16 protein-coding genes and 1 pseudogene are annotated in these 16943 nt (G+C 74.5%); 11 read left to right on the top strand and 6 right to left on the bottom strand.

Features of this window, described 5'->3' with window-relative positions:
• The first annotated feature begins 20 nt into the window (after positions 1-20).
• Genes AB1207_RS02610 through AB1207_RS02595 form a run of 4 tightly spaced genes read left to right on the top strand, consistent with a single transcriptional unit; the run spans position 21 to position 3506 of the window.
• Entirely contained in the window at positions 21-1163 is a 1143-nt protein-coding gene (locus AB1207_RS02610) for an FAD-dependent monooxygenase (protein ID WP_367636236.1), read from the top strand.
• On the top strand, positions 1160-2164 hold the full coding sequence (locus AB1207_RS02605) for a fumarylacetoacetate hydrolase family protein (protein WP_367636235.1): 1005 nt from the start codon (positions 1160-1162) through the stop codon (positions 2162-2164). The genes AB1207_RS02610 and AB1207_RS02605 overlap by 4 nt, the downstream gene beginning before the upstream one ends.
• Entirely contained in the window at positions 2161-2874 is a 714-nt protein-coding gene (locus AB1207_RS02600; protein ID WP_367636234.1) for a CoA transferase subunit A, read from the top strand. Before AB1207_RS02605 ends, AB1207_RS02600 begins: the two co-directional genes overlap by 4 nt.
• On the top strand, positions 2871-3506 hold the full coding sequence (locus AB1207_RS02595) for a CoA transferase subunit B (RefSeq protein ID WP_367636233.1): 636 nt from the start codon (positions 2871-2873) through the stop codon (positions 3504-3506). The genes AB1207_RS02600 and AB1207_RS02595 overlap by 4 nt, the downstream gene beginning before the upstream one ends.
• Positions 3507-3509: 3 nt before the next feature.
• On the opposite strand, the gene lplAB is transcribed toward AB1207_RS02595, so the two are convergent.
• From lplAB to AB1207_RS02580, 3 genes are all read right to left on the bottom strand, one after another.
• Positions 3510-4559: a lipoate-protein ligase LplAB gene (gene lplAB / locus AB1207_RS02590; protein WP_367636232.1), complete on the bottom strand. Its 1050-nt coding sequence runs from the start codon at positions 4557-4559 to the stop codon at positions 3510-3512.
• A gap of 133 nt (positions 4560-4692) precedes the next feature.
• On the bottom strand, positions 4693-6675 hold the full coding sequence (locus AB1207_RS02585) for an acyl-CoA dehydrogenase family protein (RefSeq protein WP_367636231.1): 1983 nt from the start codon (positions 6673-6675) through the stop codon (positions 4693-4695).
• Entirely contained in the window at positions 6672-7340 is a 669-nt protein-coding gene (locus AB1207_RS02580) for a TetR/AcrR family transcriptional regulator (protein ID WP_367636230.1), read from the bottom strand. The genes AB1207_RS02585 and AB1207_RS02580 overlap by 4 nt, the downstream gene beginning before the upstream one ends.
• A gap of 93 nt (positions 7341-7433) precedes the next feature.
• Here AB1207_RS02580 and AB1207_RS02575 point away from each other — a divergent pair, with 93 nt between their 5' ends.
• Genes AB1207_RS02575 through AB1207_RS02565 form a run of 3 tightly spaced genes read left to right on the top strand, consistent with a single transcriptional unit; the run spans position 7434 to position 10866 of the window.
• Positions 7434-8675 carry an acetyl-CoA C-acetyltransferase gene (locus tag AB1207_RS02575; RefSeq protein WP_367636229.1) on the top strand — a complete coding sequence of 414 codons (1242 nt, stop codon included), beginning with the start codon at positions 7434-7436 and terminating at the stop codon, positions 8673-8675.
• The gene (locus AB1207_RS02570) at positions 8675-9994 is read left to right on the top strand and encodes a 3-oxoacyl-ACP reductase (protein ID WP_367636228.1); all 1320 of its coding nucleotides are present in this window, start codon (positions 8675-8677) and stop codon (positions 9992-9994) included. Before AB1207_RS02575 ends, AB1207_RS02570 begins: the two co-directional genes overlap by 1 nt.
• Positions 9994-10866: a MaoC family dehydratase gene (locus AB1207_RS02565; RefSeq protein WP_367636515.1), complete on the top strand. Its 873-nt coding sequence runs from the start codon at positions 9994-9996 to the stop codon at positions 10864-10866. The genes AB1207_RS02570 and AB1207_RS02565 overlap by 1 nt, the downstream gene beginning before the upstream one ends.
• On the opposite strand, the gene AB1207_RS02560 is transcribed toward AB1207_RS02565, so the two are convergent.
• The 3 genes from AB1207_RS02560 to AB1207_RS02550 are packed head-to-tail and all read right to left on the bottom strand — an operon-like array spanning position 10844 to position 13545.
• Positions 10844-11521, bottom strand: coding sequence for a LuxR C-terminal-related transcriptional regulator (locus AB1207_RS02560; protein WP_367636227.1), 678 nt, complete (start codon positions 11519-11521; stop codon positions 10844-10846). The genes AB1207_RS02565 and AB1207_RS02560 overlap by 23 nt on opposite strands.
• A complete protein-coding gene (locus AB1207_RS02555; RefSeq protein WP_367636226.1) occupies positions 11518-12750 on the bottom strand; it encodes a sensor histidine kinase in 1233 nt (410 codons plus the stop codon). Before AB1207_RS02555 ends, AB1207_RS02560 begins: the two co-directional genes overlap by 4 nt.
• 15 nt (positions 12751-12765) lie before the next feature.
• Positions 12766-13545, bottom strand: coding sequence for a class I SAM-dependent methyltransferase (locus tag AB1207_RS02550; RefSeq protein ID WP_367636225.1), 780 nt, complete (start codon positions 13543-13545; stop codon positions 12766-12768).
• A gap of 192 nt (positions 13546-13737) precedes the next feature.
• Here AB1207_RS02550 and AB1207_RS02545 point away from each other — a divergent pair.
• The 4 genes and pseudogenes from AB1207_RS02545 to AB1207_RS02530 form a co-directional block, all read left to right on the top strand.
• Positions 13738-14610: pseudogene (locus AB1207_RS02545) on the top strand (alpha/beta-hydrolase family protein); the annotation flags it as partial.
• Between the two features lie 58 nt (positions 14611-14668).
• On the top strand, positions 14669-15100 hold the full coding sequence (locus AB1207_RS02540) for an alpha/beta-hydrolase family protein (RefSeq protein ID WP_367636224.1): 432 nt from the start codon (positions 14669-14671) through the stop codon (positions 15098-15100).
• A 90-nt stretch (positions 15101-15190) separates the two neighbouring features.
• A complete protein-coding gene (locus tag AB1207_RS02535; protein ID WP_367636223.1) occupies positions 15191-16096 on the top strand; it encodes an ABC transporter ATP-binding protein in 906 nt (301 codons plus the stop codon).
• Positions 16096-16923: an ABC transporter permease gene (locus AB1207_RS02530; protein ID WP_367636222.1), complete on the top strand. Its 828-nt coding sequence runs from the start codon at positions 16096-16098 to the stop codon at positions 16921-16923. The genes AB1207_RS02535 and AB1207_RS02530 overlap by 1 nt, the downstream gene beginning before the upstream one ends.
• Positions 16924-16943: the final 20 nt, after the last annotated feature.

The raw sequence follows: 16943 nt of genomic DNA, 5'->3' as shown, positions 1-16943 counted from the left end.
GATCCTCTGGAGGTGGGGCGATGACGCCCGCCGTTCGTTCCGTCCTCGTCGTGGGGGCCGGCGTCGCCGGCTGTGCGGCGGCGATCTTGCTGGCCCGGGCCGGCGTCGAGGTGGACGTGGTCGAGGCCCGACCGGGCACCACGGACACCGGGTCCGGCATCACCCTGCAGGGCAACGCCCTGCGCGTGCTGCGCGACCTGGGCGCCTGGCCGCAGGTGTCGGCCCAGGGGTTCGCCTTCGACTCCCTCGGGCTGCGCGCCCCCGACGCCCACGGGACCCTCCTGGCCGAGGTGCCGGACGTCCGCACGGGCGGTCCCGACCTGCCCGCGACGCTCGGCATGTCGCGCCCCGCCCTGGCGGGCATCCTGCTCGACCTCGCCGCCGAGGCCGGGGCGAAGGTGCGGCTCGGCGTCGCGGCCACGGGGCTGGACCAGGACGCCGACGGTGTCGACGTGACGTTCTCCGACGCCTCGACCCGTCGCTACGACCTCGTCGTGGGCGCCGACGGCATCCGCTCGTGGACGCGCCGTACCGTCGGGATCGACGCCGAACCCGAGGGGACGGGCATGGGGATCTGGCGGGTGAGCCTGCCGCGCCCCGCGGACGTCGTCCGCACCGACCTCACCTACGGCGGCCCCTGCCACATCGCGGGGTACTGCCCGACCGGCCCGGACTCCGTGTACGCCTACCTCGTGGAGGACGTGCAGGACCGGTCCGGGCTGACCCCGGCGGAGCAGGTCGAGGTCGTGCGCGGGCTCGCGGCGGCCTACCACGGCCCGTGGGACGCGTTGCGGGAAAGCCTGTCCGCTGACACGCCCGTGAACTACACGCGCTTCGAGACGCACCTCGTCGAGGGTCCGTGGCACCAGGGGCGCGTCGTGCTCGTCGGGGACGCCGTGCACTCCTGCCCGCCCACCATCGCCCAGGGTGCCGCGCAGGCGCTCGAAGACTCCGCCGTCCTGGCCGACCTGCTCCTCGGGACGTCGGGGTGGGACGAGGACGTCCTCGTCCGCTACGCCGACCGGCGGCGGGACCGGGCGCGCCAGGTCGTCGAGGCGTCGGTCCAGATCGGGCGCTGGATGCTCGACCGGACCCCGCGCGAGCAGGCTGACGTCCCGGGTCTGCTACGCCGGATCTCCTCCCTCGTGGAGGTGCCGGCGTGAGGTTCGCACGAGCCCTGGTCCAGGGCCAGGAGGTCACCGCCGCCGTCGCGGGGGAACCCGGTGCGGAGGTGCTGCACGCGTTGCGCGGCACGACGACCGTCGTCGACCTCGCCGGCGCGCCGCGCGGTGCGGCTCGCGAGGCGACCGACTGGGCGCTGCGGTCCAGCGACGCCGTCCCGGTGTCGTCCGTGCGGTTGCTGCCCCCCGTCACGCCCCTGGCCGTCCGCGACTTCGTGGCGTTCGAGGAGCACGTCGAGGGAGTCCGGCGCAGCATCGACGGCGAGGGCGGGGTCGTCGCCGAGTGGTACGAGGCGCCGGCGTTCTACTTCACGAATCCCCACGGCCTGATCGGGGCGCACGACGACGTGCCCGTCCCTCCGGGGTGCGGGGCGCTCGACTTCGAGCTCGAGGTCGCGGTCGTCGTGGGGGCGCCCGGCCAGGACGTCGACCCTCGGCACGCCGCCGACCACGTCTTCGGCTACACCGTCTTCAACGACTGGTCGGCCCGGGACCTGCAACGGCGGGAGATGAAGGTCAACCTCGGCCCGGCCAAGGGCAAGGACTCGGCGACGACGCTCGGCCCGTGGATCGTCACGCCCGACGAGCTCGAGGAGTTCCGTGACGACGACGGGTTCCTCGCGCTGCGGCTGGAGGCGTCGGTCGACGGGGAGCGCGTGGGGCACGACCTGTTGTCGAACGCGGGCTGGACGTTCGAGGAGCTGATCGCCTACGCCTCGCGCGGGACGTGGGTCCGCCCCGGGGACGTCCTGGGGTCGGGGACCTGCGGCAACGGGGGCTGTCTGGCGGAGCTGTGGGGCCGGCGGGGACGGGAGGACCCGCCGCCGCTGCGGCCGGGCAACGTCGTCCGGCTCGACGTCGAGGGCATCGGCAGCGTCGAGAACCGCGTCGTCGCCGGCAAGGACCTGGCGCACGTGCCGGTCGTCCCCCCGGCGCGGGCCCGGTCGCGGCAGCGGGAACGCGGCGGGAGGGTGGCCTCGTGAGCACGGTGCTGGGAAGTCCTGCGCAGGCGCTGGCCGGTGTCCTGCGCGACGGCATGACGATCGCGGTAGGGGGCTTCGGGTTGTGCGGTGTGCCGTTCGCCTTGGTGGACGCCGTGCGCGACTCCGGGGTCCGTGGTCTGACGATCGTGTCGAACAACATGGGGGTCGACGGTCAGGGGCTCGGCGTCCTGTTGGAGAACGACCAGGTGACGAAGGTCCTCGCCTCCTACGTGGGGGAGAACAAGCTCTTCGCCCGGCGGTTCCTCGACGGTGACCTCGACGTGGAGTTCGTGCCGCAGGGCACGCTCGCGGAACGGTTGCGCGCGGGCGGCGCCGGCATCCCCGCGTTCTACACCCCCACGGGTGTCGGGACGCCGGTCGCCGAGGGCAAGGCGACGGCGGAGTTCGACGGACGGACCTACCTGCAGGAGCGTGGGATCGTCGCCGACCTCGCCCTGGTGCACGCCGCGACGGCCGACCGGGCCGGGAACCTGCGGTACCGGCTCACGGCCCGGAACTTCAACCCCCTCGTCGCGACCGCCGCCCCGGTCGCGGTCGTCGAGGCCGAGCACGTCCTGGACGAGGGTGAGTTCCTGCACCCTGACGACGTCCACACCCCGGGGGTCTTCGTGACGTCCGTGGTGCGGACCGACCGGGACCGGCCTGTGGAACAGCGCACGGTGCGCCCGCGCGAGGAGGTGGGCGTGTGACCTGGTCGCGCGACGAGATGGCCGCCCGCGCCGCCGCGGAACTGCGCGACGGCGACCACGTGAACCTCGGCATCGGCATCCCGACCCTCGTGGCGAACCACCTGCCGCCCGGGGTGCACGTGGTGCTGCAGAGCGAGAACGGTCTCCTCGGGATGGGGCCGTACCCCTACGAGGGGGAGGAGGACGCCGACCTCGTCAACGCGGGCAAGCAGACCGTGACGATCCTGCCGGGCGGCAGCGTCTTCGACTCCGCGACGAGCTTCGGGATGATCCGCGGCGGTCACGTCGCGGTGGCGGTGCTGGGCGCACTGCAGGTGTCCGCGTGCGGGGACCTCGCGAACTGGCAGGTGCCGGGGAAGATGGTCAAGGGCATGGGCGGGGCCATGGACCTCGTCGCCGGGACCCCGCACGTGGTCGTCGTCATGGAGCACGTCGCCCGCGACGGGTCGCTCAAGCTGGTTCAGGAGTGCGACCTGCCGCTGACGGGTCAGGGCGTCGTTGACCGCGTCATCACCGACCGGGCCGTGTTCGACGTGACCCCGGACGGGCTGGTGCTCGTGGACCTCGCCGACGGGGAGGACGTGGAGTCCCTGCGGGCGTTGACGGGGACGGAGTTCACCGTCGCGAGGTAGCCGTCAGGGGACGCGGCCGATCCACTCCGGCGTCGCGAACTTCGTCCGCACGAGCTCGTCGGCCGCGGCGAGCTCGGCGTCGGTCAACGGCGCGTCGGTGAGGCCGTACTGGCGGCGGAACGTCGCGACCATCGAGTCGATGACCTCCTCGCGCGGCAGACCCGTCTGTCGGCGCAGGGGGTCGACGCGCTTGGCGGCGCTGGCCAAGCCCTTGCCCGACAGCTTCTCGCGGCCGATCCGCAGGACCTGCACCATCTTCGCGGCGTCGATGTCGTAGGACATCGTCACGTGGTGCAGGACGGTGCCGTCGCCGAGCCGCTTCTGCGCGGCGCCGGCGATCTTGCCCTGGTCGGTCGTGATGTCGTTGATCGGCTGGTACCAGGCCTTCACGCCGAGGTCGCCGAGGGCGACGAGCACCCAGTCGTCGAGGAACGCGTAGGACTCGGTGAAGCTCAGACCCTCGACGAGCGAGCCGGGGGCGTAGAGCGAGTACGTGATGGTGTTGCCGGGTTCGACGAACATCGCCCCGCCGCCGGAGATGCGGCGCACCACCTCCACGTCGAACCGGTCGGCGGCCTCGCGGTCCACCTCGTTGACGACGGACTGGAAGCTGCCGAGCACGACCGCCCGGCTCGCCCACTCCCACACCCGCAGCGTCGGACCGCGCCGGCCGGCGGCCACCTCCCTCGTCAGCACCTCGTCGAGGGCCATGTGCGTCAACGGCGACTGCGGACCGGTGTGGACGAACTGCCAGTCGTGGTCGAGCCAGCCCGTGGCCCCGCCGACCGCGCGTCGGACGGTCGTGGCGACGGCCTCGGGGGTGAACCCGAGGAGCACCGCGTCGCGGGGGAGGGCCGAGCGGACGCGGCCCGCGACGTCCGCCGCGTCGGCGTCCGCGGGCAACCCGGTGAGGGCCGCGTCGATCGCCTCGAGGGCGTCGTCGGGTTCGAGGAAGAAGTCCCCGCTCAGCTGGACGTCGGCGAGCCGGCCGTCCCGGACGTCGAGGTCGACGACGACGAGCTTGCCGCCCGGAACCTTGTACTCACCGTGCATCCCGGCAGGCTACGTCCCCGCGGTCTCGGGACGCGGACGGGATGTCTGCACGCTGAGGCCTGACACGCCGGTGCAGCGTCGTTCCGGGCGTCGGGGTGCAGACATCCCGCACACGGATGCCGATCCGCAGGGCTCAGCCGACGAGGCGCGACCCCAGCCAGTGCCGCGGAGTGCCGAACCCGGCGAGGAGTTCCTCGGTGCGGGGACGGAGCTTGCGGCACAGCGCGTTGACGGCGCTCGTGATGGCCTTGGCGCGCAGCGTCGTCATGCGGCGGTGCTCGAGGTACCAGCCCTTGTCGGCCTCCAGCAGCCCCAGGACGTGCAGGTCGCACACGTCGGCGAGCAGGGCCGCGACGGCCGGGTCCTCGCACCGCGCGATGGCGGCGGCGAACGCCTCGGCGACGATGCGGTCGGTGTGGGCGCGACCGGCGAGCAGCAGGTGGTCCTGCAGGTCGTCGATGGCGGCGAAGCGCTCGGCCTCGGGCTTGCTGCGGGCCTTGCGCATGCGCTTGGCCAGCGACTCCACGACGTGGCGTTCCCGCTCGGCCAGCATGCGGATCTGCCAGGCGCGGTCGTGCAGGTCGTCGGGGATCCGGCCGGCCTCGACGACGTCGGCCACGAGCGAGGCCGCGGGGCTGCGCCCGGCGTAGGTGGAGATGAAGTCCCGCGTCGCGAACCGCGCCATGCCGAGGGTGTCGAGGTCGGAGAACTGCTGGGCGTAGCTCGTCAGCAGGCCCTTGGCCACGAGCTGCAGCAGGACGGTGTTGTCCCCCTCGAAGGTGGTGAACACGTCGGTGTCCGCCTTGAGCAGCGGCAGCCGGGAGTCCGCGAGGTACCCGTTGCCACCGCACGCCTCGCGGCACGTCTGGATCGTCCGCGTCGCGTGCCAGGTCGACGCGACCTTGAGCGCGGCCGCGTGGGCCTCGAAGGCGCGCTGGCGCGCGGAGTCGGCCTCGCCGCCGGTGAGTTGCACGCGGAGCAGGTCGTCCATCTCGCCCATGAGCTCGTCCTGGGCGAACGACAGCGCGTACGTCGTGGCGAGGGGGATCAGCAGCCGACGCTGGTGGGCCAGGTAGTCCAGCACCGTGACCTCGTCGGACCCGCCCGGGCGCTTGAACTGCTTGCGCTCGGCGCCGTACCGCAGCGCGATCTCCAGGGCGACCTTCGTCTGCGACTGCGCGCCCCCGGAGACGCTGACGCGGCCCTTCACCAGCGCGCCGAGCATCGTGAAGAACCGCGCGTTGGCGCTGGCGATGGGGGAGGAGTACGTCCCGTCCTCGGCGACGTCGGCGTAGCGGTTCAGCAGCGCCTCGCGCGGGATGCGGACGTGGTCGAAGGCGAGCCGTCCGTTGTCGACGCCGTTCAGGCCCATCTTGCGGCCGTCGTCGCCCCGCCAGATCCCCGGCAGGTCGACGCCGTCCCGGCGCAGCGGGACGACGAACGCGTGGACCCCGCGGCCCTCCCCGCCGGTCACGAGCTGCGCGAACACGACGGCGACCTCGGCGTCCTCGGCCGCTCCGCCGATGTAGTCCTTGCGGGACAGCTCGTCCGGGGTGTTCACCACGAACTCCTGCGTGGCGGGGTCGTACGTGGCCGTCGTCCCGATCGAGGACACGTCCGAGCCGTGCCCCGACTCGGTCATGCCGAAGCAGCCGACGAGTTCCAGCCGCAGCAGCGGGCCGAGGAGTTCGGCGTGGTGGCGCTCGGTGCCCAGGGCCTGCACGGCGCCGCCGAACAGCCCCCACTGGACGCCGGACTTGATCATGAGCGAGGCGTCGCCGAAGCCCAGCATCTCGAACTGGGCGACCTGCCCGCCCGGGCTGTCCCCGCCGCCCCAGCGCGAGGAGAACCCGAGTTCGTGCCCGCCGAGCTCGGCGAGCGTGCGCAGGCGGGCCCGTGTCACGTCGCGGTGCTCGGAGGTGCTCAGGTCGTAGGACGCGCTGAAGAGGTGGTCCGGCGCCTCGGCGCGGAACTGCTCCTTCACGTCGGCGAAGCGGCCGTCCAGGACGCGGCGCAGGACGTCGGTGTCCACCGGTACGCTCGGCGCGGCGGCGGCAGCGCTCGTCTCGGCGGGGGCCTCGACGGGAGTTCCTGCGGGCAGTTCGACGGTGGTCACTGAACCTCCTCCGGGGTCAGGACGGCCTGCAGGCCGCCCCAGGCGAGTTGCGTGAGATCGGAGACGAGCGTGTCGGCGGAGACGCGGTCGGGGCTGGAGATCCACCGGTCCGCGGCGGTGCGGATCATCGCGATGATCCCGTGCGCCAGGACGTCCGCGGATGCTCCGCGGGCGCCGCCCACCCGCAGGTGCGCGGTGATGGTGCGGGCGGTCTCGGCGGCGATGGTGCCCGAGATCCGCTGGACGGGGTCGGTCGTGAGGGGACGTTCGAGGAACGGGTGCGAGACGACGAACCGGTAGACCTCCGGGTCGGCCTCGACCAGGCGCACGTAGGCGCCGATGATCGCGACGAGGCCGTCGCGGGGGTCGCTCGCGCTGTCGACGGCCTGGGCCAGTTCGCGCAGGATGCGCGCGTTCACCCGTTCGGCGACGGCGAGGTAGAGGTCCTCCTTGTCCGCGAAGTGGCGGTAGAGGACGGTCTTGCTGGTGCCGGCCACGGCGGCGACCTCGTCCATGCCCACCCCGGCCCCCTTGGCCGTGATGGCGCGCAGGGCGGCGGTCACGAGTTCCTCGCGGCGACGACGGCGGTGCTCGGCCCAACGGGTCCGGCGTCCGTCCTCGGTCGCGGCGGGTGCGACGGCGGTGCCGTCCTCGATGACCTCCACTCCTCGAAGGTACCTCGGACGACGGGTATCGGGTACCCCGAGTACCTGTTAACTTCGGAGAACTTCGCCCACTCGGACCGCACGGGGGACCACGTGACACGCAGAGCCGCGATCGTCGGAGGCAACCGCACACCGTTCGTCCGCGCCGGACGGCGGTACGCCCACGTCTCGGCGCAGGACCTCCTCGTGGCCGCGCTCGACGGCCTCGTCGCCCGCTACGGCCTGGCCGGCGAACGCCTCGGGGAGGTCGTGGCGGGTGCCGTCCTGAAGCACAGCCGCGACCTCAACCTCACGCGCGAGGCCGTCCTGTCCACCGCGCTGGACCCGGCCACCCCGACCTACGACGTGCAGCAGGCCTGCGCGACGGGTCTGGAGACGGCCGTCCTGGTCGCCAACAAGATCGCCCTCGGACAGATCGAGGCGGGCATCGCCGGCGGGACCGACTCCGCGAGCGATGCACCCATCGCCGTCGACGACGGCCTGCGCCACGTGCTGCTGGAGCTGTCCCGGGCCCGCACGGTCGGCCAGCGGCTGGCGGCCGTCTCGAAGCTGCGCCCGGGCCAGCTGCGCCCGCTGCCGCCCCGCAACGCCGAGGCGCGGACGGGGTTGTCCATGGGTGAGCACGCGGCCCGCACCGCCCTGGCGTCCGGCGTGAGCCGCGTGGCCCAGGACGAACTGGCCCTCGCCAGCCACCGCAACCTCGCCGCCGCCTACGAGCGTGGCTTCTTCGACGACCTGCTGACGCCCTACCTCGGAGTGCGCCGGGACGACCTGCTGCGGCCCGACACCACGCTGGAGAAGCTGGCCGCGCTGAAACCGGTGTTCGGGCGCGACCTCGACGGCGAGGCGACGATGACGGCGGGGAACTCGACGCCGCTCACCGACGGGGCCGCCGCCGTCCTGCTGGCCTCGGACGAGTGGGCCGCGCAACGCCGCCTGCCGGTCCTGGCCCACCTCGACGACGCCGAGACCGCGGCCGTGGACCACGTCCACGGCGAGGGGTTGCTCACCGCGCCCGTCGAGGCGGCCCCGCGGCTGCTCGCACGGCACGGACTGACGCTGGCCGACCTCGACCTCGTCGAGGTGCACGAGGCGTTCGCCTCGACGGTCCTCGCGACGCTCTCCGCGTGGGAGGGCAAGGGCCTGGGCACCGTCCCGCGCGAGAAGCTCAACGTCGCCGGGTCCTCGCTGGCGACCGGCCACCCGTTCGCGGCGACCGGGGCCCGCCTGCTGGCGACGACGGCGAAGCTGCTGCACGAGCGCGGCGGCGGCAAGGCGCTCATCTCCGTCTGCGCCGCAGGCGGTCAGGGCATCGTCGCGCTGGTGGAGGCCTGATGGCCGGCGCGCCGGCGGGCGACCCCTACGGCACCTTCGTCCGCACCGGACCGGGCAGGTTCCTCGCCGCCCGCACCGGCCTGCCCCGCCCGCCGCGGTTGCGCCGGTACGAGGAGGGCCAGGACCTGCTGACCGGACCCGCCCTCGTCACGGGCCTGAGCGGGGCCCGCCACGTCGACACCGTCCGCGAGACGTTGCGGGCCGCCGGAGCGAGCCTCGACGCGGGCACCGGGAACCTGGGCGCGCTCGTCGTCGACGCGTCCGGACTGCGGACGGTGGACCAGCTCGGCGAACTCCTGGCCACCGCGCCGGAGTTCAAGCGCACGCGGGGCCGCGTCCTCGTGCTGTCCGCGGTGCCGGCGGACGTGGAGGACCCCGAGGCGCGCGCCGTCCAGCAGGGTCTGGAGGGTTTCGTCCGCAGCCTCGGCAAGGAGGCCCGCGGCGGCACGACCGTGAACCTCCTGCGCGTCGCCGACGGCGCGACGACGTCCCTGCGCAGCGCGGTGCAGTTCTTCTGCTCGGCCCGCTCCGCCTACGTCGACGGGCAGCCGCTCGTCGTCGGCCCCGGTGAGCCGCGGCCCGTGCGGGACCAGCGCGTCGCCGTCGTCACCGGTGCGGCGCAAGGCATCGGCGCCGCGACCGCCGAGGTGCTGGCCCGCACGGGGCACCACGTCGTCTGCGTCGACATCGCCGCGTCGGGGGAGAAGCTTGCGGCCGTCGCGAACCGCGTCGGCGGTTCCACGCTGCACCTGGACGTCACGGCCGACAGTGCGCCGCGGACCCTCGCCGAGCACCTCGCCGACCGGTTCGAGGGCGCCGACGTCGTCGTGCACAACGCCGGCATCACGCGCGACCGGTCGTTCGTGAACCTCGACGAGGCCGCGTGGGGTTCCGTCCTCGCCGTCAACCTCGGCGCGCCGATCCGCCTCACCACCGCCCTCCTGGACCACCCCGGCGCCCTGGCACCGGGGGCGCGGTTCGTGTGCCTGTCGTCGATGAACGGCATCGCGGGGGCGAAGGGGCAGACGAACTACTCGACGAGCAAGGCGGGGCTGATCGGGCTCGTCCAGGCGCTCGCCGGCCCGCTGTCCGAGCGGGGTTTCGCCGTCAACGCCGTCGCGCCGGGTTTCATCGAGACGCCGATGACGGCCGCGATGCCTCCCGTCCCGCGCGAACTCGGGCGCCGCACGTCGAGCCTGCAGCAGGGCGGGCTGCCCGTCGACGTGGCCGAGACGATCGCGTGGCTCGCCCAGCCCGACGCGGCGGGGGTCGACGGCCAGGTGCTGCGGGTGTGCGGCCAGAACCTGCTGGGGGCGTGATGGACACCCGCGAACTCACCGCGCCGCCGTCCTTCCCGGCGCTCTACGCCCGGTCGGTGCTGAGCCGCCCCTCGCGGCGGCTGGACTTCCCCCGCACCCGGGTCGTGCTGCGGGACCAGCGGTTCGACTCCGGCCGGCTGACGGAGTTCTGCCGTCTCACGGGGTTCCCGGTGCGCGACGAGGTGCCGCTGCCCTTCCCTCAGGTCGTCGCGTTCGGCCTGCAGGTGGACCTCATGGTCCGCGAGCCGTTCCCGTTCTCCGTCGTCGGTGTGCTGCACGTGCAGCAGGAGTTCGAGCAGACCCGCGCCCTCCACGCCGGCGAGCGGTTCGACCTGTCCGTGCGCGCGGTGGGGATGCTCCCGCACCGCCGCGGGGCGACCGTCGAACTGCGCACCGAACTCACCGTCGCCGGGGAGCGCGCCCCCGTCTGGACGGGGCGGAGCAGCTACCTCGCACGGGGCGTGGACTGGCCGGGGATCCCGCGCGACGCCGCCCGGCTCGACGCGCCCGCGGGGGAGGGCACGGTCTGGCGCGTCCCGGCCGACCTCGGCCGCCGCTACGGCGCGGTCAGCGGCGACGTGAACCCCGTCCACGTCTCCCCGCTGACCGCGCGGGCGTTCGGGTTCCGCCGGGCCATCGCGCACGGGATGTGGACCGCCTCGCGGGCCCTGGCCGACCTCGGCGGCCCGGCCCTCGGCGCGGCGCGGTACGAGGTGGACTTCGGCTCCCCCCTTTACCTGCCCTCGACCGTCCGGCACGTCGCGCGCCGCGAGGCCGACGGGTGGAGCAGCGCCGTGCGCAGCCGGGACGGCGAGAAGGTGCACCTCGCGACCCGGTTGCGTCGGGAGGTCACTGCTCCGCGAGGTAGGTGAGGACGGCCAGCACCCGGCGGTGCTCGGTGCGGGACGGTTCCAGCTGCAGCTTCGTGAACACGTTCGCGATGTGCTTCTCCACCGACCGTTCCGCGATGCCGAGGGTCCGCGCGATGGCGATGTTCGTCGCCCCCTGCGCCATCCGCTGCAGCACCTCGAGCTCGCGGTCGCCGAGCCGGGCCAGGGGTGAACCGTCGGCCGGACGGCGACCCACGAGCAGCTGGATGACGCTGGGGTCGATGACCGTCCCGCCCGCCGCGACCTGCTCCAGGGAGCGCACGAACTCGCGGGTGTCCGCCACGCGGTCCTTCAGCAGGTAGCCCACCCCGGTGCTGGAGGCCTGCAGCAGCCGCTGGGTGGTGCGCCACTCGACGTACTGCGAGAACAGCAGCACGGGGAAGTCGGGGACGGCCGTCCGGCAGTCGAGGGCCGCCTGCACGCCCTCGTCGGTGAACGACGGCGGCATCCGCACGTCGAGGAGGGCGACGTGGACCGTCCCGGCGACGACCGCCTCCACGAGGCCGGCGGGTTCCGGGTCCGACAGCACGACCCGGTGCCCGTGGGCCGTGAGCAACCGGACGAGGCCGTCGCGCACGACCCCGCTGTCCTCCACGACGGCGACGGCGAGACCTCGCGGCTCGGTGTCCTCGGTCACGGCGACCTCCTCCCGGCGTCGTGCACCGCTCGTCCCACCCGCACGGGCAGCACGACGTCCACCGTCGTGCCCCGGGCCTGCGGGCTGTCGACGACCATCGTGCCGTCGACGGTGGCGACGCGGTCCCGCAGCCCGCGCATTCCGCTGCCGCGCCCAGCGTGGGCGCCCCCGCGGCCGTCGTCGCGCACCTGCACCTGCAGCACCCCGTCCTGGGTGCGGGCCCGGACCCGGGTGCGGGTCGCGCCGGCGTGCCGGCGCGCGTTGGTGAGGAGTTCGGCGACGCAGTAGTAGGCGATGAGCCCGACCGTGTCGTCGGGTTCCTCGAACGGTTCGCCGATCTCGAGCTCCACCCCGCCCCCGGCGGTTCCGACGAGTTCGCGCAGGGCCGCCCCGAGGCCGTCGTGCAGTGCGGGGGGCCGCACACCGTGGACGATGGTGCGCAGTTCCTCGATCGTCGTCAGCGTGGCGGCGTGGGCCTCGTCGACCAGCCCCGCCGCGGCCGAGGCGGGTGTCAGGCCGGGGGCGTTGCGGGCCAGGTCGAGGGTCAGGACGAGCGCCGTGAGCCGGGCCTGGGTCCCGTCGTGCAGGTCCCGTTCGAGGCGGCGACGACCCGCGGCGGCCTCGGCGAGGAGGTCCGCCCGCTGGGTCTCCAGCAGCGCCGCGCGGCCGACCTGGCGACGGGCGACCCCCGCCAGGGCCCGGCCGGTCCGCAGTTCGAGGACCGTCAGCCCGGCCCCGAGGGCGAACGCCAGCAGCAGGACGACCACCCGGGACGCCACCGCCCCGGCGTCCAGCGTCGCCGGGTCCGTGCCGTCCAGGAGGAGCGTCCCCACGACGAACGCCGGCAGGTACACCGAGGCCAGACCCAGCGGGATCTTCACCAGGAGGTAGCCGCCCGCCCACCAGCCGTGGGGGTCGCCGACGAGGCGCCACACCCGCGCCCACCCCCGGACCGGTGGCCGGCCCGCGTCCGGCCACTGCCACCGTTCACCGAGGACCTGGGCCACGAGCCAGGTGTCGAGGCGGGCGACGAGCCGGGCGGCCCGCAGCGTGAGCACGAGCAGCACCACGCCCAGGACGGTCACCGACGTCACGGCCGAGACGATGAACAGCCCCACGACGCCGACGGCCAGCAGCAGGACGGGGATCGAGGCGAGGCGGTACGCCACGAGGCGCAGCACCCGGCGGCGGGCCGTCCCCGCCCGGGCGCCGGTCGGACCGGTGGCCACGGCGCTCACCACTCCTCACCGGTCGGGACGGACCTCGTCCAACGGGTCCGACGGTGCTCCCGACGGTAGCGGCCGCACCCCCGGCAGGGTGAGCCACACCATGGGGTCGCGGCCGGTCCCGCGGGCCCCGGTGATGCCCGCCTCGCGGCGCAGGTCGTGCAGGGCGGCCCGCAGCCAGGGTGCCCGGGCGCGCGCGACCGTCAGCAGACCGACCCCGCCGCGCAGGGCCCAGTCCTCCAGCACCCGACCCTCGCTCACGGGCAGCGTGGTGCGGTGCCGGTACACGTCGTGGACGCTCACCGGGGTCCCCGGCGGCACCTCGGTGAAGAGGGTCGAGGTCACCCACCGCCCGAAGGCGCGCGTGTGCGCCGCGTCCACGAACACGAGGTCCGGGCGCAGCTCCCGGACCATGGCCGTGCGGTCGCGCACGTCCGCCCGGTGGAAGGTCCACCGCGGACGCAGGGCCGCCTCCACGACCCGTTCGACGTGCGGCACCCGGTCGACGCTGTGCAGATGGCCGGACCCGTTGTCCCGCAGCGCTGCCAGCAGCCACGTCGTCGACCACCCCCAGTAGCAGCCGATCTCCAGCACCGTCCGCGGCCGCAGGTGCCGCACCAGCGCGTACGTCAGTTCCGCCTCGAGGTCGTCGAGCTGGGGCCGCAGGGCCGGCGTCGTCCCCAGCCGTCGGCGCTGCTCCTGCACGACGCGGGCGACGTCCTCGACGTGGTCGCGGTAGGCGGTGAGCAGGACGTCGTCGCTCAGTGCGGTGGAGGGACGCCGGGACGTGAGGGTCATGGCCACGAGCGTGTCCGCCGCGGGGCCACCCGCCCAGCGTGCTGGCCGTCCCCGTCCGCACCGTGCTGGCACGGTGTGGACGGCCCCCGCACACGGGGCCGGTTCCCCCTCCGCCGCAACGGGTCAGCACGGTTCTGCCCGACCCTCTCCGCGACGCACGCTCGGTGACGTGCCCGTTGCAGGAGGAACCCGGTGAGCGTCCTCGAGACCCCACCCCGCGCTGAACCCCGCGCTGAACCCCGCGTCGAACGCCGCGTCGAACCCCGCGCCGAACCCCGCGCCGTCCGCGGGGCGCGGGTGCACCGGCCCGCACCCGGGCCGGTCGGGGCGCTCCTCGCGGCGGCGGTGGTGCTTCTGCCGTCCCTGTTGCCGCGCGATCCCGTCGTGCAGGCGGTCCTCGTCCTGGTGGCCGCGCTGCACGGGCACGTGGCGGGTGTGCTGGTGGGGAGGGTCGCGGGTCGGTGGGGGCGGAGCGGGAGCCGGCTCGCCGTCCCGTTCCTGCCGGGAGCCCTCACCCTCCTCGTGGTGAGCACCGCGGTCAGCTTCCACCGCCAGGTCGCAGACGCCCGCACCGTGCACGCCCCGGCGCCGGACCTGTTGCAGCACAGCGCCTCCGTGGCGGCGGGCCTGCTGCTGGCCGCGGTGGTGGTGCACATGCTGCGGCGCGTCCGCCGCCGCACCGCGGTCCTCGCCGCGCTGATCGCCGTCGTGCTCGGGGCGGGTGCGGCCGTGCACCTCGCAGCTGTCCCGTCCGGGCTGAAGGGGGCGCAGTTCCTGGCCGCGACCCCGACCGCGGCGCGCATCGAAGCCGCTACCGGACGCCCTGCGGTGCAACCGGTCCGCGTGTACGCCGGGCTGGACGCGGCGCCCACGGCCCGGGGCCGCGCGCAGCGGGCCGTCGCCGACCTCGTGCGCGAAGGGGGTTTCGACCGCTCGCTGCTCCTCGTCGCCGTTCCCACCGGCACCGGCTGGGTGAACCCGGCGGCGCCGGCCGCCGTGGAGTTCCTCCACGACGGCGACACCGCGGTCGTCGCCCAGCAGTACGCCGCGTCCTCCAGCTTCGTCGCCTACGTGGGGGGGGACGGCCGCTGTTCAGGAGTCCACCCGCGCGCTCGTCGACGCCGTGACCGGCGAGGTCCGGCGGCGGCGGGCCGAGGGACGCCGGGTCCCGGCCGTGGTCGTCACGGGGGAGAGCCTCGGGGCTCTGGGCGGCCTGCGGGCGCTGGCCGGACGCCCCGACCGCCCGCGAGGTCTCTGGGTCGGCGTCCCGGCACCTGCGCGCCACCTCCTCGGAGCCGGCGACCACGTCCTCCTGCACCCCGAGGACCCCGTCGGGGCCTGGTCCCCGGACCTGCTGTGGCGCCCCACACCCACGCGGGACCTGCCGTGGGTCCCCCTGCTGTCGTTCTGGCAGGCCACGGGGGACCTCGTCGGCGCCGCCCGGGTGCCGGCGGGGCACGGGCACCGCTACGACGCGGAGTACCTCGACGCGTTCGCCGCCCTCACGGGCACCGCGCCGACGCCGGGCGGCGACGCGTCCACGGGTGGACCCTGAGGTTCCTCACGGGTGACCCGTGCGCCACGGGCGCGAACTCGTGACGGCGGGCACGGGACCGGGCGCCGGACCGGCGGCAGCCTGGAGGACATGGACGCAGTCGAGGTCGAGAACCTGCAGCGCACGTACTCCGGAGGGGTCCGGGCCGTGCGTGGCATCAGCTTCACGGTGGGGCGCGGGGAGGTGTTCGGGCTCCTCGGCACCAACGGGGCCGGCAAGACCTCCACGGTCGACGTCGTCACCGGTCTCGCCCGGCCGAGCGCGGGCTCGGTCCGGGTCCTGGGGCACGACCCGGTGCGCGAGCGCCGGCTGGTCCGGCCGCGGACGGGCGTGGTCCTGCAGTCGGGGAACCTCCCGGGCGAACTGACGGTCGCCGAGAGCCTGCAGATGTGGCGCGGAACCCTCAGCCGCAGCCGCCCCACGGCCGAGGTCGTCGAGGTGGTCGGCCTGCAGTACAAGCTCGACGCGACCGTGAAGTCCCTGTCCGGCGGGGAGCGCCGCCGCGTCGACCTCGCCGTCGCCCTTCTGGGCCGTCCGGAACTCCTCGTGCTGGACGAACCCACCACGGGTCTGGACGCCCAGTCCCGCCGTGCCGTCTGGGGACTCGTGCGCGACCTCGTCGACGCCGGCACCGCGGTCCTGCTGACGACCCACCACCTGGAGGAGGCCGAGGAACTCTCCGACCGCCTCGCCGTCATGCACCGCGGCGTCGTCGCCGCCGAGGGCACCATCGCCGACGTCGTCGCCGGGTACCGGTCGGAGGTCCGCTGGGACGCCTCCGCGGGACGGCCCGACCCCACCCACCTCGACCCCGGCGACACCGTCACCGTCGACGGACGGCACGTCGTCGTCCGCACCGACCACCTGCAGCGCAGCCTGTCCCGCGTCCTGGCCTGGGCCGACGGGCAGGACCTGGCGCTGCCCGGTCTGCAGGCCGTCCCGGCCTCGCTCGAGACCGCGTTCCTCGCACTCGCCGCCACGGAGGAGGCCGCCTGATGTCCACCACCACCAGCACCAGCACCAGCACGACGGAACCCGTCGTCAGCACCACCAGGGGAGCGGGAGGCCGGTTCGCCGGAACCCTGCGTCGCACCTGGTCCCTGTCGCACGCCGAACTGCTCCTGCTGCGGCGCAACAAGACCCTCATGTCCATCGCGCTCGTCATGCCCGTCAGCGTCATCGGGCTGTTCAGCACCCTGGAGGGGGTCGGTGACGGCGGCGACGCCGCGGCGCTCGCCACCGCGTCCCTGGTCGGGATGCTGCTGCTGTTCGTCGTCTACTACACGGTGCTGTCGACGGCCGTCGCCCGCCGGGAGGAGGGCGTGCTGCAGCGGCTGCGCACGGGGGAGGCCGCCGACGGCGAGATCCTCACGGCGCTCGCCGTTCCCGCGGTCGCCATCACGCTCGTGCAGACACTGGTGCTGGCCGTCGCCGGGGCCGCCGCCATCGACCTGCCCCTGCCGCAGAACCCCCTGCTCAGCCTCGCCGGCGTCCTCGTCGGCTGCGTCGTCTTCACCGGGCTGGCCCTCGTGACCGCGGTGGCGTCGAAGACCCTCGAATCGGTGCAGGTCACGAGCCTGCCGGTCATCGCCGTCGCCGCCCTGGGCGCAGGCGCCGCCCTGCCGCTGGACCTGCTGCCGGGGAACCTGTCCCGCATCGCGGAGTTCACCCCGCTGAGCCCCGTGCTGACCCTCGTGACGGCCGGCTGGACGGGCGACCCGTCGGGTGCGGACGTCTGGCGGGCCGCCGCCGTCGCGACCGTCTGGGCGGTCGCGGTCCTGGTCGCCGTCCGCGCCTGGTTCCGCTGGTCGCCCCGGGTGTGAGGGGCTCTGGCAGAGTCGGG

Origin of the sequence: Kineococcus endophyticus (genome assembly GCF_040796495.1) — a bacterium.
Taxonomy (GTDB): domain Bacteria; phylum Actinomycetota; class Actinomycetes; order Actinomycetales; family Kineococcaceae; genus Kineococcus; species Kineococcus endophyticus.
The sequence above is the reverse complement of the archived record's forward strand: the minus strand, read 5'-3'. Positions and strand labels throughout refer to the sequence as shown.